Genomic DNA, 22,067 nt, shown 5'->3' with positions numbered 1-22,067 from the left:
TTTTCCGCGCAATTCAACAGGCGTAGCCCGGAGCGGCCGTAGCCGCGAACTTTCATGGATCGACGGAAGAAGCCGGAAGGGCCCGGAAGGCAGATGTCTGGCGGAAGGCAGCCGGAGTCGAACCGACCTGAGAGCGTCTGACGCCCTCAACTGGGTTTGAAGCCCAGCCGCACCACCGGATACGAATGCCTTCCTACGGTGATTGAACTACACGTGGCCGATCAAAGCAGATCGAGCCAACGACTATCCGTGCGCAGCAGATGCAGCCCACGGTGGAAGCGAGTATACCCAACCCGGTCGAAGAATTCCAAAAGCTGGATCGCGCGTTTGCGGCCCAGTCCCGTCACATCGCGAAACGGTGCGGCCGCAACCGTGCCGGCATTCTTCTGCGCCTCGGCCGCCGCAATCGAAGCCAGTTCCCGAATCACCTGCTGGTGATAAAAGAGATCGCGCACGACCTGAAACAGCTCGCCCTGCCGCGCGAGCTTGCGCATCAACTGACGCACACGCTCTTCGGATACGCCGTGTGCGGTGGCCAGATCGCGCACCCACGGCGGATCGAAACGTCCCGCTTTCACCGCGGGAAGCAGCGTTGCCGCGAGCGAGCGATCGGCGTCGTCGAGCGTCACCGCGTGGCCCGGCAGATGCAACCAGGGCCCGCGTTTGACGATCTCGCCACGCAGCGCGGCATCGTCCACCAGCGCGCGCCACAGCGCGTCGTCCACCAGCGGCGCCGCGATCCGACGCAAGCGCGAGACGTCCGGGCCCAGCTCATCCGGCGAGCGTTCGTGGTATTCGGCGAGCGTTGTCGTCAATCGCGCGTTGAGCGCTTGCCAAAGCGCATCGGCAACCAGCAACGCGTCCTCGTGAGGCAGTTCGACTATACGCGTGCCGGGCGGTAGCGCCAGCGCGGCCGCCGGCATGCCCGTCAAGCGTTCCAGCAGCGAGCGCGACAAACCATGCGGCGCTCTGGCGAAGAGGGCGTCGAGCGTGCCGGTGTCGAGCATGACCTGAAGCGCGTCGAGCCACGCCAGCCGCTCAGCCGAACGACGCTTGCGCGACGGCGCGAACGGATCGAGTACATGGCCGCCGCCAATCGTGCGAGTGGCCTGCGCGTTGCGCACCACGAAGCGATCGCCCGGCAGTGCGCAGACAGGGCGCTCGAATACCAGTTGAACGCGGGCACGCTGACCGGCGTGGAGTGCTTCGCCATCCAGCAACGCAACGTGCGCGACCTGGTGCTGCGTGCCCAGATGCACATGCAGCGGCGCCCAATGCTCCAACGTAAGCGATGCATCGGCAAGCAGTGTCAGCATGACGTCGACTCGCTCCGACGCCTGCGAAAGCCGTGGATCGACGACCCAGTCGCCGCGATCGATCGCACTCTTCTCGATGCCCGCGAGGTTCAGTGCGCAGCGCTCGCCCGCTCGCCCAGTCTGCGCCGCACGATTCTGCGCGTGAATGCTGCGCACGCGCACCGGTAGATTCTTCGGCGCGAGCAGCATGGTGTCGCCCACCGTCACGCGGCCCGATACTACCGTGCCGGTCACGATCGTGCCCTGGCCCGCGAGCGTAAAGACACGATCGACGGCGAGACGGAACAGGCCGTCGTCGCGCTTCATGCGCCACGCCGTGGCCGCCGCGAACAGATGCGCTTTCAGCGCGGCCACGCCGGGGTCGCCGGAACGCGTCGCGCAGGTCTCGAAGACGGGCGCGTCCTGCAGCACGCTGCCGCTCAGAAACGCGCTCACTTCGTCGTGCACTTCCTGCAAACGCTGCGCGTCCACGCGGTCCACCTTGGTCAGCGCGACGGCGCCGCGCCGGATGCCGAGCAACTCGACAATCGCCAGATGCTCGCGCGTTTGCGGCATCACGCCGTCGTCGGCGGCAATCACGAGGAGCGCGAAATCAATGCCGCTGGCGCCCGCGGTCATGGTATGCACGAGCTTCTCGTGCCCCGGCACATCGATCAGGCCGAGCACGTCGCCGTTTTCGAGCGGCACGTACGCATAGCCCAATTCGATCGAAATGCCGCGCGCTTTCTCTTCCTTGAGACGATCCGTATCGACACCCGACAGCGCTTTCACCAGGCTCGTCTTGCCGTGGTCGATATGTCCCGCCGTACCGACGATCATGCGCGCACGCCTTCCAGCTGCCCGATCAGTTGCGCTTCGTCGGCGGCTTCGAGACAGCGCAGGTCGAGGCGCAATGCGTCGTCCGCGATACGGCCGATCACGGGCCGCGCCATCTCGCGCAGCAGCTTTTCGAGCGCGAGCAATTGGCGGCCGCCGCGTTTGCCGTCCGCCGTTCTGACGACAAGGCCGTAGCTCGGCAGCACATCAACGGGTAAGGCTCCGCTGCCGATCTGACTGAACATCGGCTCCGCCGCGACCGCATAGCGTTCGCCGAGCGCCCGCTGCAAAGCGGGCTGTACGCGCTCGGCAGCGAGCCGGATATCGTCGGCGGGACGGGTCAGCAAGCGCAGCGTGGTGAGCCGCTCCGTGAGCTTTTCGGGCGCGCGATAAAGCTGCAGCACAGGCTCCAGCGCGGCGAGCGTCAGTTTGCCGACGCGCAACGCGCGCTTGAGCGGATGCTTCTTGATCTTCGCGATCAGATCGCGACGCCCGACGATCAACCCGGCCTGCGGACCACCGAGCAGCTTGTCGCCACTGAACGTGACGAGGTCGGCGCCGGCCTTGACGGTTTCGCGCACGGTCGGCTCGCGCGGCAAACCCCATTGGCCCAGATCGACCAGCGTGCCGCTGCCGAGGTCCACGGCAACCGCAAGGCCACGCGCGTGGGCGAGCGGCGCGATTTCATCCAGACCGACTTCTTTGGTGAAGCCGTTGATCGCGTAGTTGCTCGCGTGGACTTTCATCAGCAGCGCGGTTTGCGGGCCGATGGCTTCCTCGTAGTCCTTCAGATGCGTGCGGTTCGTGGTGCCGACTTCGCGCAGCCTCGCGCCCGCGCGGCTCATGATGTCCGGAATGCGAAACGCGCCGCCAATCTCGACCAGTTCGCCGCGCGACACGATCACTTCTTTCTTCGACGCCAGCGCGGACAGCGCAAGCAGGACCGCGGCCGCATTGTTGTTGACCACGGTGGCGGCTTCGGCTCCGGTCAATTCGCAGATGAGCTCGTCGATCAGATCGTCGCGGTCGCCGCGCTTGCCGGTGTCGAGATCGAATTCGAGGTTGGCGGGTTGCGTGAGCGCCTTCATGACGGACTGCACGGCCTCGTCAGGCAGCAATGCACGGCCGAGGTTGGTATGCAGCACGGTGCCGGTCAGATTGAAAACGCTACGCAGGCGCGACTGGTTGCGCTGGCGCAGCGTGGCTTCGACTGAGTCCTTCAGTTGCGCGGCGTCGAGCGCGCTCACGGATGCGGCGCCCGACTGCGCGCTCGTACGCCAGTTGTCGAGCGCCTCGCGCACCGCGCCCAACACCTGCGTGCGGCCGTACTCGCCGATCAGCGGCGTGAACTCGGCCGACGCCATCACTTTTTCCACCGACGGCACGCGCGCCATCAGCGCCCGCAATTCAGAGCCGCTTACATCGCTCACGAGGCAATCCCTTTTCTGATCTACTGGTGTCCAAGCGCTAGTGCTAGTCGGACTCGCCGGAGAGCTCGTCCGCACCGGCGGCCTGTTCGGGCCACAGCCACGGATGCGGCGAAGCCCGCCGATAACCTTCCGCGCCCATCAAGAGATCCAGCGTGAGACTGGCGAGATCGTCCGCGAACGGTTCGAAATCGTAGTCTTTCGACTGAATGCCGATCTTTCGATAAGTATGGCATTCGTCACACGATTCCGCTTTCAGCGCGGCGTTCTTCGATTCGGTTTCGCGCGTGGCCTCGTCGGCATCCGGCGAACCGACCGTGTGATAGGCAATACCCTTGGTCGAATCGCAGTTCGAGCACTTCGCCCGAACCATGTGCCATTCGGTCGAGCACAGCCCGCATTGCAGGTAACGGTAGTTATCATACGCGCCGCCCACGCGCACGATGCTCGCCACCGGATGCGATCCGCACACGGGACACAGGCCGAGGGTTTCGATGTACGGCACTTCGCGCTTGTCGATATCGGCGGCGAGGTCGGTCCAGACCACTTGCAGCGCGGCCACGATGAACGGCGCGCTCGCCGGGTCGACCTCTTCGAAGCGCTGCGCGAAGATCGCGTCGGACTGGAATTCGAGCGCCGCGGTATCCAGCGTGCGCAGATGGTCGATCAGCGCTTCGAGCGGCGGCGTGAGCGGACCCGCGGCGGCCACCTTGTCGAGCAGTTGGCGCAGCACGTCGCGCCACGCCGGATCGCGCACGCCCGAAAGCGCCGGAATCAGCGGCATGGAATGTTGCTGGGCACTCGCGATCAGCTCGGGGCTCGGCGGCCGTGCCTTGAAACCCGCCATGACGGCTTGCTGCGCGTCGGCGAGCACGGCCATCAGGCGCAAATAGCCGGCGATCGGATTGTTGAGCGCCGCGAGCTGGCGCAGACGCGCGGCGCGCGCGGAGAACACCGCAAGCCGCTCCGGCGTGCGGATGCGCGGAATCGCCGAATGGTCGAGCGACTCGATATCGCCGGCTTCGAGAATACGTTGAACCACAGTATCGACCTCTGAAAACTGAAGAGCCGCCGCCGTTCATCGAACAAGGGCGGCGGCTCGGGGTGCAGCGCGCTTTGGTTGCGCTGCCTGGGTGCCTAGGCGTGGCCCGCTATTTACCGATGATTTCCTTGAACCAGTTGGGATGATGCTTTCTCGCCCAGCCGTAAGTCACCGTGCCGCGCGTCATGGCGCCGATCGATCCCTTGATCCACAACGCCGCATAAATATGCACGACGATGCCGACGATCAGCACGAACGCCGCCGCCGCATGCACCAGCGCCGCGAGCCGGATGATCCCGATCGGAAAATAGAACGAGAAGTAGCGCCGCCAGATCACGATGCCGCTTGCCAGCAACAGCAGCAGGCAGATCACCATCGTGAAAAATAGCAGCTTTTGACCGGCGTTGTACTTGCCGATCGCGGGGAGCTTCTCCTCGCGATTGTTGAGCACGTCGTCGATCTGCTTCATCCACTGAATGTCGGCCTTGTTCAGATAGTTGTGATGCCAGAAGCGCAACGCAAGAATCAGGAACGACAGAAACATCACGCAGCCCACGAACGGATGCAGAATCCGCGTCCATTGCCCGCCGCCGAAGATCGCGTAAAGCCACGACATTGCCGGATGAAACATGGCAAGGCCGGAGAGCGCCAGCAACACGAACGTGATGGCGGTGATCCAGTGATTGGTGCGTTCATTGGGCGTGTAGCGCACGATCAGGCTGTTGCCCTTCACGTCCTTCAACCCGGTATGCTCAGGGTGCTTCATTGGATGCCTCCCGCGAACGGCGTGCTTCGTCGGCTTCGTGCTGGGCTTCGGCTTCTTCCGCCTCGCTCACCTCGTTCGGACCCACGCGCGTGTAGTGGAAGAAGCCGGCTACGGCCGCGAACGCGATACCCGCGAGCGCCAGCGGCTTGGCCAATCCTTTCCACAGCCCGACCATCGCGCTGATCTTCGGATTCTGCGGCAAACCGTGATACAGGTTGGCCTTGTCGGCGTGATGCAGCACGTACATGACGTGCGTGCCGCCCACGCCGGCAGGATCGTACAAGCCGGCATTCTGGAAACCGCGTTCCTTCAGATCTTCCACCCGATCGGCGGCCTGCTGCTTCATGTCCTCCTTGGTGCCGAACATGATCGCGCCGGTCGGGCAGGTCTTCACGCAAGCCGGTTCCTGGCCGACCGCCACACGGTCCGAACACAGCGTGCACTTGTACGCGCGGTTGTCCTTCTTCGAAATGCGCGGCACGTTGAACGGGCAGCCGGTCACGCAATAGCCGCAGCCAATGCAGTTTTCCTCGTGGAAATCCACGATGCCGTTCGTGTACTGCACGATCGCGCCCGGCGACGGACAGGCCTTCAGACAGCCCGGATCCTCGCAGTGCATGCAGCCGTCCTTGCGGATCAGCCACTCGAGATCGCCTTCGGTGTTCTCGTATTCCGAGAACCGCATGACGGTCCACGAATGCTCGCTCAGATCGCGCGGGTTGTCGTAGATGCCGGTCGTGGTGCCGATTTCGTCGCGCAGATCGTTCCATTCCATGCAGGCGGTCTGACACGCCTTGCAGCCAATGCACTTCGACACGTCGATGAGCTTGGCGACCGTGCCCGTGACCGGCTCACGCACTTGCGGTTCGGGCAAGGTCGTGGCCGAGAGGCGTTTGATGTCCAGTGATTGCAGTGCCATCTCTTTTCCTTATGCCTTTTCGACCTTGACGAGGAACGACTTGAATTCCGGTGTTTGCGAATTCCCATCGCCCACGGAGGGGGTCAGCGTATTGACGAGATAGCCCGGCTTCGTGAGTCCCTTAAAGCCCCAATGCAACGGCAAGCCAACGGTCTGGACTTTCTTTCCTTCGATCATCAGCGGTTTGATCCGCTTGGTGACGAGCGCGACCGCAATGATGTGCCCGCGATTGGACGACACCTTGACGCGATCGCCGGCCACCACGCCCACCTCTTTCGCCAGATCCTCGCCGATCTCCACGAACTGCTGCGGCTGCACGATCGCATTCAGACGCGCGTGCTTGGTCCAGTAGTGGAAGTGTTCGGTCAGACGATACGTGGTTGCGGTATGCGGGAAGTTCTCGTGCGTGCCGAACGCAGCCCGGTCGTCCGGGAACACGCGCGCAGCCGGACTGCTGACCACCAGCTTGTTGTCCGGATGCAGCGGGTTGTAGCCGATCGGCGTCTCGAACGGTTCGTAGTGCTCGGGGAATGGCCCTTCCACCAGCCCGTCACGCGAGAAGAAGCGCGCCACGCCCTCCGGATTCATGATGAACGGATTCATGCCGTTTTCGGGCGGTTCATCCACCTTGAAGTCGGGAATGTCCGCGCCCGCCCACGCCTTGCCGTTCCACGCGATCAGCTTGCGCGTTGGATCGAACGGCTTGCCGCTGACGTCGCACGAAGCGCGGTTGTACAGAATGCGCCGGTTCGCTGGCCACGCCCATGCCCAGTTCAGCGTATTGCCGATGCCGGTCGGGTCGGAGTTGTCGCGGCGGCCCATCTGGTTGCCCGCCTGGGTCCACGAGCCACAGAAAATCCAGCAACCGCTCGCGGTGCTGCCGTCGTCGCGCAACTGGGCGAAGCTCGCCAGTTGCTCGCCCTTCTTCGCGAGCACCTTGGTTTTGTCGGTTGCGTCGGTGACGTCGGCGAGCGCCTTGCCGTTGAACTCCATCGCGATTTCTTCGGGCGTGGGGCTCTCCGGATTGGCGTACGGCCAACTCATGTTCAGAATCGGATCGGGATACTTGCCGCCGTTCTTCCTGTAAGCCTCGCGAATGCGCAGCCACAGCCCCGACATGATCTCCAGATCGCTCCTCGATTCTCCGGGGCCGTCCGCGCCCTGCCAGTGCCACTGCAGCACGCGGCTGGAGCTGACCAGCGAACCGCGCTCTTCCGCGAAACAGGTGGTCGGCAAACGGAACACCTCGGTCTGGATCGAAGCCGGATCGACGTCGTTGAACTCGCCGAAATTCTTCCAGAACTCGGACGTTTCAGTGGCGAGCGGATCCATGACGACGAGCCACTTCAGCTTGGCCAGACCCGCGCCGATCTTCGCCTTGTTCGGCGCCGCGGCGAGCGGATTGAAGCCCTGCGCGATGTAGCCGGTCATCTTGCCTTGATTCATCAGCTCGAAGACCTGCAGCATGTCGTACGACTTGTCGAGCTTCGGCAGATAGTCAAAACCGAAGTTGTTCTCGGCGGTCGCGTTATCGCCCCACCACGACTTCATGAAGCTGACATGGAACGCCCGATAGTTGCGCCAGTAGCTCAACTGATTCGGCCGCAGCGGCTGGCTCGCGCGCTTCTTGATGAAGGCGTCGAAGTCCTGCTCGGCTTCCAGCGGCAGCGTCATGTAACCCGGCAACAGGTTCGACATCAGGCCGAGGTCGGTCAACCCCTGAATGTTGGAGTGACCGCGCAGCGCATTCATGCCGCCGCCCGCAATGCCGATATTGCCCAGCAGCAATTGCACCATCGCGCCGGTGCGGATGATCTGCGCGCCGATCGAATGATGGGTCCAGCCGAGCGCGTACAGGACCGTGCCGGCGCGCCCCGGGACCGCCGTGGATGCCAGCATCTCGCACACCTTGAGGAATTTTTCCTTCGGCGTGCCGCACGCTTTCTCGACCTGCTCGGGCGTATAGCGCGAGTAGTGCTGCTTCATCAGCTGATAGACGCAGCGCGGGTGCTGCAACGTAGGATCGACTTTGGCAAAGCCGTCGTCCCCGCGTTCGTAGTCCCACGAACTCTGGTCGTACTTGCGCTTGTCGGCGTTGTAGCCGGAATACAGACCGTCGGTAAACGAGAAATCCTCACGAACGATGAACGGCATGTCCGTGTAGTTTTTTACATACTCGTGCTGGATCTTGTCGTTGGTGAGCAAATAGTTGATCACCCCGCCCAGGAACACGATGTCCGAGCCGGTCCGAATCTGCGCGTAATAATCCGCAACCGATGCCGTACGCGTAAAGCGCGGATCGACCACGATCAATCTTGCCTTGCGATGCGCTTTGGCTTCAGTGACCCACTTGAAACCGCATGGGTGTGCCTCGGCCGCATTGCCGCCCATTACGAGAATCACATCCGCGTTCTTGATGTCGACCCAATGGTTCGTCATCGCTCCACGGCCAAACGTCGGGGCAAGACCTGCCACCGTCGGGCCATGTCAGACACGTGCCTGATTGTCGAATGCGAGCATGCCAAGACTGCGGACAGCCTTGTGCGTCAAATAACCGACTTCATTGCTGCCGGCCGATGCCGCGAGCATGCCGGTGGTCAGCCAGCGGTTGACCTTCTTGCCGTCTTCCGTTGTCTCGACGAAGTTGGCGTCGCGGTCCTCCTTCATCAATTTCGCGATGCGATCGAGCGCGTCTTCCCACGAAATGCGCTTCCATTCATTCGAGCCGGCCGCGCGGTACTCCGGATACTTCAGACGGCTCGGGCTATGAATGAAGTCGATCAGGCTCGCGCCCTTCGGGCACAGCGTGCCGCGATTGACCGGATGGTCGGGATCGCCTTCGATGTGGATGATGCTGGACTTCGCGTTCTTGGCGTTGTCGCCAAGTCCATACATCAGGATGCCGCAGCCTACCGAACAGTACGGGCAGGTATTGCGGGTTTCGGTTGTGCGCGACAACTTGTACTGACGGACTTCCGCTAACGCGGGCGTCGGTGAGAAGCCCATGAGGGCGAGACTCGATCCGGCTAGCGTGGTGGCGGAGACCTTCAGAAATTGTCGCCGGGACATATGGGGCATTGAATGGCCTCGGCTCTTTTTGGGGGTACTGATCATGATTATAGAGGGCGGCATAAAGTCCTGCAGCGAGAACTTCCGCCTTCCACAGCGCCTTCAAATATGAAGCGGCACAGCCGGTTTGAGGAAAGCCGGGGCATTGTTTTTGCTGCTGAGTTAGGTATGGACAAACCCTCACTTCGGATCTTGACGCAAACCATGACCCACTCACTGCTCGATTCTTCACCCCCAAGCCGTTTTTGCAGCGCAGTAAAGCGGCGGGCGCCGGCGGGTCTCGCTTCATTTGCGTTCGGCATTGCAATGCTCGCGTCGAGTCAAAGCGGCCTGGCCCAGATCACCCAGGGCGGCGGCTCGTCGCAGCAGGACAACCGTACGTCTTCGATGGGATCGGCGCCTGATTCGTCCGCCTCGATGGTTCACGAATCGAACAAGCCGCAGACGAAGGATGGCGGTTCGGCGAAGTCGCGCGGCAAGACTGCCGGTCAAGGACACAAGGCCCAAGGCGCGGGCGGCTTCGATAACGGCCTGTACGGCACGGGCGCGGGCACCAACAAATAAATAGCGGATCGGTTGGCCTCGCCGTGTCGGCGTGGGCGCGCTCGTTCTCAAGGCTGCCGCTTGTGGGCGGCATGCGAGCAAATACGTGGGCGGTTTCCGCAGCCTGGGGAAGCGCCTCGCTGCGCGGCCGCTCTGCGCCGCGAACGAACAACATTCATAATGCGTGCATTCGTAGCCAGGAATGCACGCCACAATGACCGATACCTCCGTCCCCACGAGCACGTCGCCCCGTCTGACCAGTCTGTCGCACGGCGGCGGCTGCGGCTGCAAGATCGCGCCCGGCCTGCTCGCCGACCTGCTCAAACGCAGTGCACCATTGCCGTTCTTTCCCGATCTGCTGGTCGGCAACGACACAGCCGACGACGCCGCCGTCTACAAACTCAACGACGAGCAGGCGATCGTCGCCACCACCGACTTCTTCATGCCGATCGTCGACGACCCGTTCGACTTCGGCCGCATCGCCGCGACCAACGCGCTGTCCGACGTCTACGCGATGGGCGGCAAGCCGCTGATGGCGCTGGCCATCGTCGGCATGCCGATCAACGTGCTGCCGCACGACGTGATCGCAGCCGTGCTGAAGGGCGGCGAATCCGTCTGCGCCGAGGCCGGCATTCCGCTCGCCGGCGGTCATTCGATCGATTCGGTCGAGCCGATCTACGGCCTCGTCGCCATCGGCGTGGTCGACCCGAAGCGCGTCAAGCGCAACGCGGGCGCGCAGGCGGGCGACGTGCTGATTCTCGGTAAGCCGCTGGGCGTCGGCATTCTCTCGGCCGCGCTGAAGAAAGACCGGCTGGACGCCGCCGGCTACGCCGCCATGATCGCCGCGACGACCAAGCTCAATCGTCCGGGCGCGGAGCTGTCCAGGCTCGACGGTGTGCATGCGCTCACCGACATCACCGGCTTCGGCCTGCTCGGCCACACGCTGGAACTGGCGCGCGGCTCGAACCTGACCGCGCGCGTGCGCTATGCGGATCTGCCGTGGCTGCCGGACGTGGTCGGCCTGGCGGAAGCCGGCATTTTCACCGGCGCGTCGGGACGCAACTGGGACGCCTACGGCAAAAGCATCGGTTTGCCCGCCTCATTGCCGGCGACGGCGCGCACCCTGCTCACCGATCCGCAAACCTCCGGTGGCTTGCTGGTTTCGTGCGCGCCGCAAGCCGTCGACGAGGTTCTCGCACTATTCCGCGCCGACGGATTCGGCGAAGCGTGCGTGATCGGCGAAATGGTGAGCGGAGAAGGACGCGTCGAGGTTGTTTGAGAGGCCGGGCGGCGGAAGCGGCAACGCAGGGCGGATGTCTCGCAAGCTGTCCTGAACGCTCTGCCAGCCGGTATTTACTGCGCATGAGATAATTTCAACCTTCCCGCCGGCCCGTTTCGTCCCTAACTCCTTGAAAAACCTACTCGTCAGCCTCGAAAAAGCAGGTGATTTCGATGAAATCATCGACGTGCGCACGCCGCTCGAGTTTGCGGAAGACCACATTCCGGGCGCGCTCAACGCGCCTGTGCTGAGCAACGAGGAGCGCGTGCTGGTCGGCACCACGTACAAGCAGGTGTCTCCGTTCGAAGCCACGCGGATCGGCGCGGCGCTCGTCGCGCGTAATATCGCGCACCATCTGGAAACGACCTTCGCCGACCGGCCGCGCAACTGGCGGCCGCTGATCTATTGCTGGCGCGGCGGCAAGCGCTCGGGCTCGGTGACCACGCTGTTCAATATGATCGGCTGGCAGGCGCGTCAACTGGAAGGCGGCTACAAGACTTATCGGCGGGCCACGCTCGATACGCTGGACAGCTTGCCGGCAACGTTTTCATACATCGCGCTGGTGGGTCCGACCGGCAGCGGCAAGACGCGCCTGCTCACGGCGTTGAACGCGGCGGGCGCGCAGACGCTGGATCTCGAAGCGCTGGCCTCGCACCGCGGCTCGCTGCTCGGCGCATGGGCCGGCGTGCCGCAGCCCTCGCAGAAACGGTTCGATACGCTGCTCGTTACCGCGCTGCGCACCCTCGACGCGGCACGGCCGGTGTTCGTGGAAGCGGAAAGCCGGCGCATCGGCTCCGTTGCGTTGCCGCTCGCGCTGCTCGACACGTTTCACCGGGGCCGCTGCGTGGAGGTGCTGTCGAGCCGTGAAGATCGCGCGGCATTCCTGCTGCACGACTATGCGCATCTGTTCGACGATCCGCAGTCGCTGAAGGCGCAATTGCAAAGGCTGATCGGTTTGCATAGCCGGGAACGTGTCACGGGCTGGCAACGGCTCGTCGACGACAACCGGCGCGCCGAACTCGCGCGCGAATTGATCGAGCGCCACTATGATCCGGCGTACGCGCGCAGCAGCCATGAGCATTTCGTCCAGTTGCCGCACGCATTGCAGTTCAATTTTCGCCCTAACGACGCCGATGCCGTCGACCAGGCAAGCGCACTGCTTGCCCAGGTCGAGGGCAGCGCGCTCGCTGTCATCTGATCAAATCCAACGTTCAAGACTCCCATGCAATCAACCCTTCGACAACCGCGTGTCGCTCTCGGCTGGATCGTGTTCCTGCTGATTGCCGTCGTCGGCCTCTTCTATGTGAAGTGGTTCCCGTACTACAACCGCGCCTTCGTCGCCGCGAGCCAGCACTCCATCGGCAAATCCATTCTGATGGGGACGTCGGCGAGCGCGCCGGCGGCGTCGTGGCAGGCCGCGATCGACTACGCCCTCGCCTACGGCAAGGCGATCTGGCAAGCGATGGTGCTGGGGCTGCTGCTCGGCTCGGCGGTGCAGGCGCTGATTCCGCCGCAATGGGTCGCGCGTGCGCTCGGCCGGAGCGATTTCAGCAGCGTGGTGAAAGGCGGCCTGATGTCGCTGCCGGGCATGATGTGCACCTGCTGCGCGGCGCCGGTCGTGGCGGGCCTGCGCGCGCGTCAGGCGGCGCCGGGCGCGGCGATCGCGTTCTGGCTCGGCAATACCGCCCTGAATCCGGCCACGTTGATCTTCATGGGCTTCGTGCTCGGCTGGCAATGGATGGGCCTGCGGCTCGCCTTGGGCATCGTGATGGTATTCGGCCTCGGGTATCTGGTGAATCGCATGGTCACGCCGAAAGAAGCCGAAGCGTCGCGCGAAGCGATGGCGCAACTGATCACCAGCGACGTGCCCGGCACTGCGTTCACACGCTGGGTGAAAATCCTCGGCACGATGACGCTGCGGCTCATTCCCGAATACATCGTGCTGGTGCTGATTCTTGGCGCGGCGCGCACGTGGCTGTTTCCGCATGTCGGACCGGATATCGACAACAGTTTGCTGTGGATCGTCGCGCTGTCCATCGCCGGCACGCTGTTCGTGATTCCGACCGCGGGCGAAGTGCCGATCATCCAGGCCATGCTCTCGTTCGGCATGGCCGCCGGCCCGGCGGGCGCCTTGCTGATGACGCTGCCGCTCATTAGCGTACCGTCGATGGCCATGCTCGCCCGCTCGTTTCCGCGCCGCGTGCTGACGGTGGTGGCGCTCGCCGTGGTGGTCTGCGGCGTGGTCAGCGGATTACTGGCTGTCGCCTTGGGGTTTTAAAGCATGAAACGTATCGCCGCTTTTTCTTTGACGAGCTGGTCCGCCGCCGGCCTGCTTTACTTCGGACAGCATTCGGTGGCGCTGATCGTGGTGAGCGGGGTGGTCGCGCTGGCCGGCTTCGATCTGCTTCGTCCGTAACAGCGCGCCGTATCCGGGCTGAAGCGCGCGGAGTCTGATCGCTGACGCGACGAGCCGTCTTTCGACGACAGCTCACTTTACTCCGCCAGCGCCTCGCGGATCGCCGCGAGCCACAGCGCCACCGCGTGCGCGCCCGGATCCGCGTGACCGAGCGCACGCTCGCCGACGTAGCTCGAACGCCCGCGCCGCGGATGCATCGACGCCGTTTGCGCGGCGCCTTCGGTTGCCGCGTCGACGGCCGCTTTCAACGCGGCGTCGAGCGCATCGGAACGTGCGAGAGCGGCTTGCAATGCATCGGCGGCCGGCTTCAGCGCATCGACCATCGTGCGATCGCCAGGTTGCGCACCGCCTAGCGCCATCAAGCCGTCGACGCCCGCGCTGAAGGCCGCCGCCCACTGCTTCGGCGTCGCTCCGCCCGATTGTTCGAGCGCGAGCGCGGCGCGCAGCAGCATGACCGCGTAAAGCGGGCCGGAGGTGCCGCCGACCACGCGCCGCAGCGTCGCCGACATGTTGCGCAGGACAGCGCCCGGCGTCGTTTCAGCCGGATAGCCGTCGAGCTCCTGAATGATCGCGCGCGCGCCGCGCGACAGGCTGATGCCGAGATCGCCGTCGCCGACGCGCTGATCCATGTCGGTCAGCGTCGGCTCGGCTTTCAGCAGACACGCGCAGACCGCTTCGATGACGCGGCGCAGCGTCGCTTCACGCGACAGCGTCGCACCGCTTGCGCGATCCGGTTCGGCCGGCGCGGGCCGCGCGGAGGTCCGCGCGATGCGTCCACCGAGCGCCGGCCACGCACTGGTCTGCGCGGCGGCATCGAGCCAACCGAGACGTTGATCGTCCACTCGCAGCAGCGACAGCGAAATGCCCGCCATTTCCAGCGCGCTCAGGAATGTGCCGGCCCACGCGCGCTCCGTCCTGATGCCGCGCTCCGCCAGATAACGCAGCGCGGCGCCGGCCACAATGTTCAATTCGCTCGACGGCGTGCCGCCCAGATTGTTCACCAGCAACGCCACCCGCTCGCCGGCCTGCAACGACAGGTCGCCGACAATCTTCTCCAGCAGCTTGTCGACGACCGCGGCGGCGGGCTCCAGCGCGCCGCGCTCCACACCGGGTTCGCCGTGAATGCCGAGACCCCATTCCACCTCGCCATCGGCCAGTTCGAAACCCGGTTTGCCCGCGGCCGGCACCGTGCACGCGGTGAGTGCCACGCCCATCGTGCCGAGCGAGGCCGCCACGTCGCGCGCGATCTGTGCGACCTCCGCCAGCGGGCGGCCCGACGCCGCGGCCGCGCCCGCAATCTTGTGAACCAGCACGGTCCCCGCAAGCCCGCGACGGCCCGCGTGGTCGCCGCTCGCCGTCAGTGCGACGTCGTCGGCGACGATCACCATTTCCGTGGGGATGCCTTCGGCGCGCGCAATCTCCGCCGCCAGGCCGAAGTTGAAGCGGTCGCCGGTGTAGTTCTTCACGATCAGCAGCGCGCCGGCCGCGCCGGCCACCGCGCGGATCGCATCGAGCACGGCGTCGGTGGACGGCGACGTGAAGACTTCACCGGCGACCGCCGCGCTCAGCATGCCGGGGCCGACATAGCCGCCGTGCGCGGGTTCGTGGCCCGAGCCGCCGCCTGAGATCAGCGCGACTTCTCCGCGCGCGGCGGCGGCCTCGGCATCCGCGCGCACGATGATCGTGCTGCCTTGCAACAGCGAGAGATGGGGATTGAGCGCCGCGAGTCCGTCGAGCATATCCGGAACGACCGCGGAAACCTCGTTGATGAGTTTCTTCATTGCGTCAGCTTCCTTTTCAAACTGCCGGCGCTTGCATCACGCGCTGAACGGCGGTTGATTCAGTGGCAAAAGCGGAAGGATCAACTGTACCGCGCATTGGTGAATGACGACATGACGCGGGAACACGCAGGAACGTTGGACGCACACGGGCATTCGCGGCGAACGGGTCACGCTGCGTACGGTTCGAGGTAATACGAAGGGGAGAAACTGACAGAACAGCGGCACGACAAACGGTGCGCCGGGTGATGCGGGAACCTGACCGTAGACGAAAGCGGAACCGCTTTCGTCTACGTCACGGATGCGTTGGTAGGCTCGATTGGATTCGAACCAACGACCCCCACCATGTCAAGGTGGTGCTCTAACCAACTGAGCTACGAGCCTTTAGAGGCGCGAATTATAGAGAACCCGCACGCTCAGCACAAGCCCCCAACGGCGCTTCTGCGAGCGAGCGCGCGGCATTCAGTTCGTGACTGCCCATTCGGTCTGCGTATCGAGCGGATAAACTGGCCGTTTCACGTGCGCGAAAGCGAACAGACCGTAATCGGAACTCGTCACACCACGGCTGTCGCATTCCACCAGCGCCGCGGCGATCGGCACGAAAACCGGCCGGCAGTACATGCGCGACTTGAGCAGCAGGAAACGCGCGCGACGCGGATCGATGCCGACGCTTTCGAACACGCCGAGGTCCCACGGTTCGTGCGTGCGCTCGGTGATCACCAGCTTGACGGCGCCGGTGTCGAGTACCGCGGCGCGTCCCATGAAGGCACGCTGACCGGTGTAAGTCGGGCCGCTGATCACGTACTCGCCGTCGGTCAGCGCGCGCACCACGCCGGTCACGGCAAGCGGCGAACGCGGCTTGAGCGCATCGCTCGCGATCTTGTTGCCGATGGTCACCGTCACCGTGCTGCCAACGCCGGCCGCCATCAACGCGGCGACCGCTTGCGGATCGCACAACGGTCCGCTTACGATGCCGTCGAGCTTCTGCTTCAGTGCTTCTTCGAGCAGGTCCATCGTGTCGCATGTGCCGCCCGACATGCAGTTGTCGCCGTGATCGAGCAGGAGCACGGGCTTGTCGGCGTTCACCGCGAGCGTCGCGGCTTGCGCTACGGAGTCAGCGAGAGGCGCGCTGCGGTACACGAAATCTTCGCGCTCATCCCAGATCTGCCGCGCGATGCGCTCCGCCACCGCTTCGGCCTCGGCGCGTTCGCCGTTGCCCACCACCACTACGCTGATGCACGGCGCCGCGATATCGGCCAACGAGAAACCGGACAACACCGACACCGCGAGCATGCCGTCGGCTTCGGCGGCGCGCGCGGCGTCCACGGCGCGTTTCATCGCGCCTTCGGCGGTGGCGCTGCGCAGCGTATGCGTGAGCAGCGGCGGCTGGCGCCATGCGATCACAGGCTTCGCCTTGCCGTGGATCAGGTCGAACAACAAACGCGCCGCATGCGCGCCGGTCTCGTACATATCCACGTGCGGATAGGTCTTGAAGCTGACGATTACATCGGCGTTGTCGATCATCTTTTGCGTGACGTTGCCGTGCAGATCGAGCGCAACCGCAATTGGCGCGTCCGGCAACAACGCGCGCACGCGTTCGAGCAGATCGCCTTCACCATCGTTTGAATTTTCGGCGACCATCGCGCCGTGCAGATCGAGCATGACCGCGTCGCAACCTGCCGCAGCCGACACGATCGACTCGCAGATCGCCGCGTAAGCGGCGGCCTCGACCGGTCCGCTGGGATTCGCCGACGCCGATACGGGTGTCACGATTTCGGCATGCTCCTTCTCGGCGGCGTCGATGAATGCGGCCATTGCCGTCTGCATGCCTTTGTTCTCGGTGAACGCGTCTTCTCCATAGCTCGGGCCGTTGCGCCCGAACGCGGCCAACGGCGTGGCCACCGGCGAGAACGTGTTGGTCTCGTGATTCATCCGCGCGATGAGGATTTTCATGCGTCCGCGCTCCCCGCTTTCTGCGCGGCGTTCAGCATGGCCTGCAACAGCACGTTGCAACCGGCTTCGAGATGATCCGCGCGTGCGTCTTCGATTTCGTTGTGGCTGATGCCGTCTTTGCACGGCACGAAGATCATCGCGGCGGGCGCGACTCTCGCAAGATAAACGGCGTCGTGGCCGGCGCCGCTGATCACATCCATCGACGCAAAACCGAGTGTGTCCGCGCCCTGCTTCACGGCGCCGACCAGTTCCGCGGCAAACGGTTGCGGCGGGAAATACACGACCTGCTCGACGTCCACGGTGATGCCGGCTTTCTCGCCCGCCAGCGAGCATGCGGCGCGCAATGCGCTGTCCATTGCGGTGAGCGTGGCGTCGTCGGCGGCCCGCAGATCGACGGTGAGCGTCACGCGGCCCGGAATCACGTTGCGTGAATTCGGATGCACGTCGAGCCAGCCAACCGTGCCGCGCCCATGAGGCGCGTGATCGAGCGCGATGCGATTGACGGCGTGAATCAGATCCGCCGCGACGAGCAGCGCGTCGCGGCGCAGTTCCATCGGCGTCGGGCCCGCGTGCGCCTCCATGCCGTGCACCGTCACGTCGTACCAGCGTTGGCCGAGCGCGCCTTGCACCACGCCGATTGTTTTGTCGTGTGCTTCCAGCACCGGCCCTTGTTCGATATGCGCTTCGAAATAAGCGCCGACAGCATGCGGCTTTTCGTTCTCGCCCGCATATCCGATCCGCGACAATGCGTCGCGCACCGATACGCCTTCGCGGTCGCGTTGTTCGAGCGCATGCTCCAGGGTGAACGCGCCGGCGAACACGCCGGAACCCATCATCACCGGCACGAAGCGCGAGCCCTCTTCATTGGTCCACACCGCGACTTCCAGCGGCGCCAGCGTTCGCACATTGGCGTCGGCAAGCGTACGCAGTACTTCGAGACCCGCGAGCACGCCATAATTGCCGTCGAACTTGCCGCCCGTGGGTTGCGTATCGATATGGCTGCCGGTCATCACCGGCGCAAGGTCATCGCGCAACCCGGCGCGGCGCGCGAAGATGTTGCCGATCGCGTCGATCCGCACGGTGCAGCCGATCTCCTTCGCCCACGCGATAAAGAGGTCGCGCGCCTCGCGGTCCAACTCCGTGAGCGCGAGCCGGCATACGCCGCCTTTATCGGTAGCGCCGATCCGCGCGAGTTGCATGAGACTGTCCCACAGTCGCGCGCCGTCGACTCGCAGATCGGCAAACGTCGCGACGGTCGTTGATTCGTGAACTTGCATCGATGCTTCCTCGTGTTGAAGACTAATACGCGTCAGACCACGCCGACGCCGAGATAACGGTCCTTGATCGAGTCGTCCGCGGAGAACGACGCGTTATCGCCGGAATACACGATCACGCCCTGTTCGATGATGTAGTGGCGGTCCGCGAGTTGCGTGCAAACTTCGAGGTTCTGCTCGACCAGCAGAATCGCCACGCCCGCCTCGCGGATCAGCTTGAGTTGCGCGACGATTTCTTCGACGATCACCGGCGCAAGACCTTCCACCGGCTCGTCTAGCATCAGCAAACGCGGGTGATTCATCAACGCGCGGCCGATTGCAAGCATCTGCTGTTCGCCGCCGGATAGCTGCGCGCCCCCGTTCGTGCGCCGCTCCTGGAGACGCGGAAAAATGCGGTAGATGTCGCCCAGTTGCCACGGCGAATCTTTGCGCGCGCCGAGCCGCAAATTCTCTTCGACCGTGAGCAAACGAAAGATGCCGCGATGCTCCGGCACGAAACACACACCTCGTGACGCGATCTTGTGCGGCGGCAAGCCGCCGATTTCGGCGCCGTTGAACGTGACCGTGCCGCGCTGTGGCGCGACGACACCGGCAATCGCCTTCAGCGTGGTCGACTTGCCAGCGCCGTTGCGGCCCAGCAGCGTCACCGTTTCACCCTCGTTGATTTGCAGGGACACGCCTTGCAGGATGTGGCTCTTGCCGTAGAAGCCGTGAATCTGCTGCACGTCGAGAATCATGCGCGGCCTCCGGTGATCATGTTGCCGAGATAGGCGCTGCGCACGCGCTCGTCGCCGCGAATGTCGTCCGGGCGCCCTTCCACTAGCACGCGCCCTTGCTGCATGACGGTGATCGTGTCGGAAATGTCCATCACGATGCCCATGTTGTGTTCGATCAGCACGACTGTGTAATCGTCGCGCAGGCCACGGATCAGTTGCTTCATATCGTCGAGGTCGTCGATACCCATACCCGAGGTCGGCTCGTCCAGAAAGATGGCCTTGGGCCGCGCGGCGAGCGCCATGCCGACTTCGAGCCGCCGCTGCTGACCGTGCGAGAGCGCGCCCGCCGATACTTCGCTGAAACGCTGCAACGCCAGCCGTTCGAGCACGCTATCGACGGTATCCGAATGCGTGAGCGCACCGTGCGGCGGCGCCCACGCATTCAGCGCGCGCACCGCGTCGACACCTTGCGCGGCGAGCCGCAGATTTTCCCGCACGCTCAGATTGGCGAACAGGCTCGTTACCTGGAACGAACGCGCTACGCCGCGTCGTACGCGCTTGTGGTCCGGCTCATGCGTGACGTCGTGGCCGTCGAAAACGATCTTGCCTTCGGTGATCGGCAGCGTGCCCGTCAATACGTGAAACAACGTGGTTTTGCCCGCCCCATTGGGACCGATGACGGAGTGCACCGTGCGCGGCATGATGTTGAGCGTGACGTCAGCAAGTGCCGTGAATTTTCCATAGCGCTTTACAACGCCACTCGCTCGCAGAATCGCTTCGCTCATATGGGCTCCTTGTCTGCGTCGTTGTCTGCGCCGTTGCCTGCGTCGGTAGACGATCTGCGGCGAAGCGATTGCCAGATGCGTTCGCCCAGTCCCCACAGCCCGCGCTGCATGAACAGGCTGACAGCGATCAGTACGATGCCGAGCAGCAACAGCCAGCGCGGCCACAAGGTGGAGAGCCAGTCGGCGAACAGCACGTAGAACGCGGCGCCTAGTACGGATGCGAACAGATTGCCCGTGCCGCCGATCACGGTCATCACGAGGATCATCTCGCTCGTGTGATAGTCGATGTTGGAGAGCGGCGCGATGCCCGTCATCAGCGCATGCAGCGCCCCCGCCAGCCCCGTGACCGCGCCGGAGATCACGAACGCCATCAGTTTGAAGCGTTTGACGTCGTAGCCGACCGCGGCCGCGCGTGCCTCGTTGTCGCGAATCGCCAGCAACGTACGGCCGAATACTGAGTGCGATACGCGCATCAGCAGCCAGAACACCACGAGAAACAGCACGGCGACGAAGCCGTAGTATTGCCACGGCGAGGTCAACGGCACGATCGTTTTGCCGAACAGTCCGAGCGCCGGGCGCGGAATGTCGAGCAACCCATTGTCACCGCCGGTCAGATCGGGCGTGGTGTACGCGAGGAAATAGAACAGTTGCCCGAACGCGAGTGTCAGCATGACGAAGTACGTGCCACGCTGACGAATCGAAAACCAGCCGACGAGCGCCGCAGCCGCCGCGCCGATTATCGCCGCTGCAAACAACGCCGCGGGCACCGGCAACGCCGTCCTGGTGAGAACCAGTCCCGCGCAATAGCTGCCTAGTCCGAAGAAAATGCCCTGCCCGAATGAAAGCAGCCCTGTGTAGCCGAGCAGCAGATTGCAGCCGAGCGCGGCGAGCGCGAACACCAGCACTTCCGTGGCCAGCGATCCGGAGCGCAGTGTCAGCGGCAATACGCACACCACTAGCAGCGCAAGCAGCAGGAAGCGATAGCGATGCAGCGAATGCTTCAGGCCCGGCTGGGCCCTTACAGAAGAAGCACTTTGCGCGATGGGCTTCGAGGTATCGATCATGCCGCCCTCCCGAGCAAACCGTTCGGCCGCAGCAACAGAACGGCCGCCATCGCGACGTAGATCATGAGTCGCGCGCCCTCCGGCCACAAGGTACTCATGACGCTTTGCACGATCCCCACCAGCAGTCCGCCGACCAGCGCGCCGAGGAAATTACCCATGCCGCCGACCACCACCACGACGAATGCGACGCTGAGCGCTTCAATGCCCATGAAAGGATCGACGCCGCGAATCGGCGCGGCAAGCACGCCCGCCAACGCGGCCGTTGCAGCGCCGAGTGCGAATACGAGGCTGAAAACACGCAATACGTTGATGCCGAGCAGCGAGACCATCTCCGTCGATTCACTGCCCGCGCGCACCGCGCTGCCTAGCCGCGTGCCTTCCAGCACCCACCACAAGAGCGCCGCCAATACCGCCGTGAAGCCGATCACGAAGAGACGATATTTCGGATACACGAAGCTGCCCCAGATCACCACGCCGTTCAGCATGTCGGGCACGGCTACGTTATCGCCTAGCGGTCCCCAGATCAGGATCGCGCATTCCTGCACCACGAGCGCGAGACCGACCGTCACGAGAATATGGAACTCATGCTGCTGCGCGTACACGTGCCGCAGAATCAGTTTCTCGACGACCCATGCAAGCGCGCCCACGACAATCGGCACCACCACGAGCGCGGTCCAGAAACTCATCGACCACTGCATCGCCTGATAGCAGAAGTACGCGCCGAGCAGATAGAACGCACCGTGCGCGAAATTCACGAAGCGCAGAAGGCCGAACACGATCGACAACCCGACCGCGAGCAGGAAATACAGCATCCCCACTCCGATGCCGTTGACGATCTGCAGAAGATAAACGTTCATGGCGTCCGTCTAAAGGGTGGTGCGAAGGAGCATCGCGCTGGATTGCC

18 protein-coding genes and 2 tRNA genes are annotated in these 22,067 nt (G+C 64.0%); 5 read left to right on the top strand and 15 right to left on the bottom strand.

Features of this window, described 5'->3' with window-relative positions; all coding sequences use genetic code 11:
• Window positions 1-98: 98 nt before the first annotated feature.
• From BXE_RS24475 to fdnG, 7 genes are all read right to left on the bottom strand, one after another.
• Window positions 99-194: transfer RNA gene (locus BXE_RS24475), tRNA-Sec, on the bottom strand.
• Window positions 195-221: 27 nt separating this feature from the next.
• Window positions 222-2,135, bottom strand: a complete 1,914-nt coding sequence (selB, locus tag BXE_RS24470) for a selenocysteine-specific translation elongation factor (protein ID WP_011490813.1) — start codon at window positions 2,133-2,135, stop codon at window positions 222-224.
• On the bottom strand, window positions 2,132-3,562 hold the full coding sequence (selA, locus tag BXE_RS24465) for an L-seryl-tRNA(Sec) selenium transferase (RefSeq protein ID WP_011490812.1): 1,431 nt from the start codon (window positions 3,560-3,562) through the stop codon (window positions 2,132-2,134). The genes selB and selA overlap by 4 nt, the downstream gene beginning before the upstream one ends.
• A gap of 43 nt (window positions 3,563-3,605) precedes the next feature.
• A complete protein-coding gene (fdhE, locus tag BXE_RS24460; RefSeq protein ID WP_011490811.1) occupies window positions 3,606-4,601 on the bottom strand; it encodes a formate dehydrogenase accessory protein FdhE in 996 nt (331 codons plus the stop codon).
• 109 nt (window positions 4,602-4,710) lie between these two features.
• Window positions 4,711-5,367: a formate dehydrogenase subunit gamma gene (locus tag BXE_RS24455; RefSeq protein ID WP_011490810.1), complete on the bottom strand. Its 657-nt coding sequence runs from the start codon at window positions 5,365-5,367 to the stop codon at window positions 4,711-4,713.
• Window positions 5,354-6,286 carry a formate dehydrogenase subunit beta gene (fdxH, locus tag BXE_RS24450; RefSeq protein ID WP_011490809.1) on the bottom strand — a complete coding sequence of 311 codons (933 nt, stop codon included), beginning with the start codon at window positions 6,284-6,286 and terminating at the stop codon, window positions 5,354-5,356. The genes BXE_RS24455 and fdxH overlap by 14 nt, the downstream gene beginning before the upstream one ends.
• 9 nt (window positions 6,287-6,295) lie before the next feature.
• Complete coding sequence (gene fdnG, locus BXE_RS24445) at window positions 6,296-9,364, bottom strand: formate dehydrogenase-N subunit alpha (RefSeq protein WP_081958727.1); 3,069 nt, start codon at window positions 9,362-9,364, stop codon at window positions 6,296-6,298.
• 195 nt (window positions 9,365-9,559) lie between these two features.
• Here fdnG and BXE_RS24435 point away from each other — a divergent pair, with 195 nt between their 5' ends.
• From BXE_RS24435 to BXE_RS47920, 5 genes are all read left to right on the top strand, one after another.
• Window positions 9,560-9,919, top strand: coding sequence for a hypothetical protein (locus tag BXE_RS24435; RefSeq protein ID WP_049782351.1), 360 nt, complete (start codon window positions 9,560-9,562; stop codon window positions 9,917-9,919).
• 193 nt (window positions 9,920-10,112) lie between these two features.
• Complete coding sequence (gene selD / locus BXE_RS24430; protein ID WP_011490806.1) at window positions 10,113-11,177, top strand: selenide, water dikinase SelD; 1,065 nt, start codon at window positions 10,113-10,115, stop codon at window positions 11,175-11,177.
• A 130-nt stretch (window positions 11,178-11,307) separates the two neighbouring features.
• Complete coding sequence (gene mnmH / locus BXE_RS24425) at window positions 11,308-12,375, top strand: tRNA 2-selenouridine(34) synthase MnmH (RefSeq protein ID WP_011490805.1); 1,068 nt, start codon at window positions 11,308-11,310, stop codon at window positions 12,373-12,375.
• Between the two features lie 24 nt (window positions 12,376-12,399).
• Window positions 12,400-13,455 carry a permease gene (locus BXE_RS24420; protein WP_011490804.1) on the top strand — a complete coding sequence of 352 codons (1,056 nt, stop codon included), beginning with the start codon at window positions 12,400-12,402 and terminating at the stop codon, window positions 13,453-13,455.
• Between the two features lie 3 nt (window positions 13,456-13,458).
• Window positions 13,459-13,593, top strand: coding sequence for a hypothetical protein (locus tag BXE_RS47920; RefSeq protein ID WP_011490803.1), 135 nt, complete (start codon window positions 13,459-13,461; stop codon window positions 13,591-13,593).
• 77 nt (window positions 13,594-13,670) lie between these two features.
• Here BXE_RS47920 and dhaK read toward each other — a convergent pair whose 3' ends face one another.
• The 8 genes from dhaK to BXE_RS24375 form a co-directional block, all read right to left on the bottom strand.
• A complete protein-coding gene (gene dhaK / locus BXE_RS24410) occupies window positions 13,671-15,374 on the bottom strand; it encodes a dihydroxyacetone kinase subunit DhaK (protein ID WP_011490802.1) in 1,704 nt (567 codons plus the stop codon).
• Window positions 15,375-15,678: 304 nt separating this feature from the next.
• A tRNA-Val gene (locus tag BXE_RS24405) sits at window positions 15,679-15,755 on the bottom strand.
• 78 nt (window positions 15,756-15,833) lie between these two features.
• Window positions 15,834-17,324, bottom strand: coding sequence for a M81 family metallopeptidase (locus tag BXE_RS24400; RefSeq protein ID WP_011490801.1), 1,491 nt, complete (start codon window positions 17,322-17,324; stop codon window positions 15,834-15,836).
• The gene (locus BXE_RS24395) at window positions 17,321-18,601 is read right to left on the bottom strand and encodes a Zn-dependent hydrolase (RefSeq protein ID WP_011490800.1); all 1,281 of its coding nucleotides are present in this window, start codon (window positions 18,599-18,601) and stop codon (window positions 17,321-17,323) included. Before BXE_RS24395 ends, BXE_RS24400 begins: the two co-directional genes overlap by 4 nt.
• Before the next feature lie 32 nt (window positions 18,602-18,633).
• Complete coding sequence (locus BXE_RS24390) at window positions 18,634-19,335, bottom strand: ABC transporter ATP-binding protein (protein ID WP_011490799.1); 702 nt, start codon at window positions 19,333-19,335, stop codon at window positions 18,634-18,636.
• Window positions 19,332-20,099 carry an ABC transporter ATP-binding protein gene (locus tag BXE_RS24385; RefSeq protein WP_011490798.1) on the bottom strand — a complete coding sequence of 256 codons (768 nt, stop codon included), beginning with the start codon at window positions 20,097-20,099 and terminating at the stop codon, window positions 19,332-19,334. The genes BXE_RS24390 and BXE_RS24385 overlap by 4 nt, the downstream gene beginning before the upstream one ends.
• Window positions 20,096-21,163 carry a branched-chain amino acid ABC transporter permease gene (locus BXE_RS24380; protein ID WP_011490797.1) on the bottom strand — a complete coding sequence of 356 codons (1,068 nt, stop codon included), beginning with the start codon at window positions 21,161-21,163 and terminating at the stop codon, window positions 20,096-20,098. The genes BXE_RS24385 and BXE_RS24380 overlap by 4 nt, the downstream gene beginning before the upstream one ends.
• Window positions 21,160-22,020: a branched-chain amino acid ABC transporter permease gene (locus BXE_RS24375; RefSeq protein ID WP_007176157.1), complete on the bottom strand. Its 861-nt coding sequence runs from the start codon at window positions 22,018-22,020 to the stop codon at window positions 21,160-21,162. The genes BXE_RS24380 and BXE_RS24375 overlap by 4 nt, the downstream gene beginning before the upstream one ends.
• Window positions 22,021-22,067: the final 47 nt, after the last annotated feature.

The sequence above is a fragment of the Paraburkholderia xenovorans LB400 genome (assembly GCF_000013645.1).
GTDB classification, from domain to species: Bacteria; Pseudomonadota; Gammaproteobacteria; order Burkholderiales; family Burkholderiaceae; genus Paraburkholderia; species Paraburkholderia xenovorans.
This window is presented reverse-complemented; position numbering and strand designations above follow the sequence as displayed.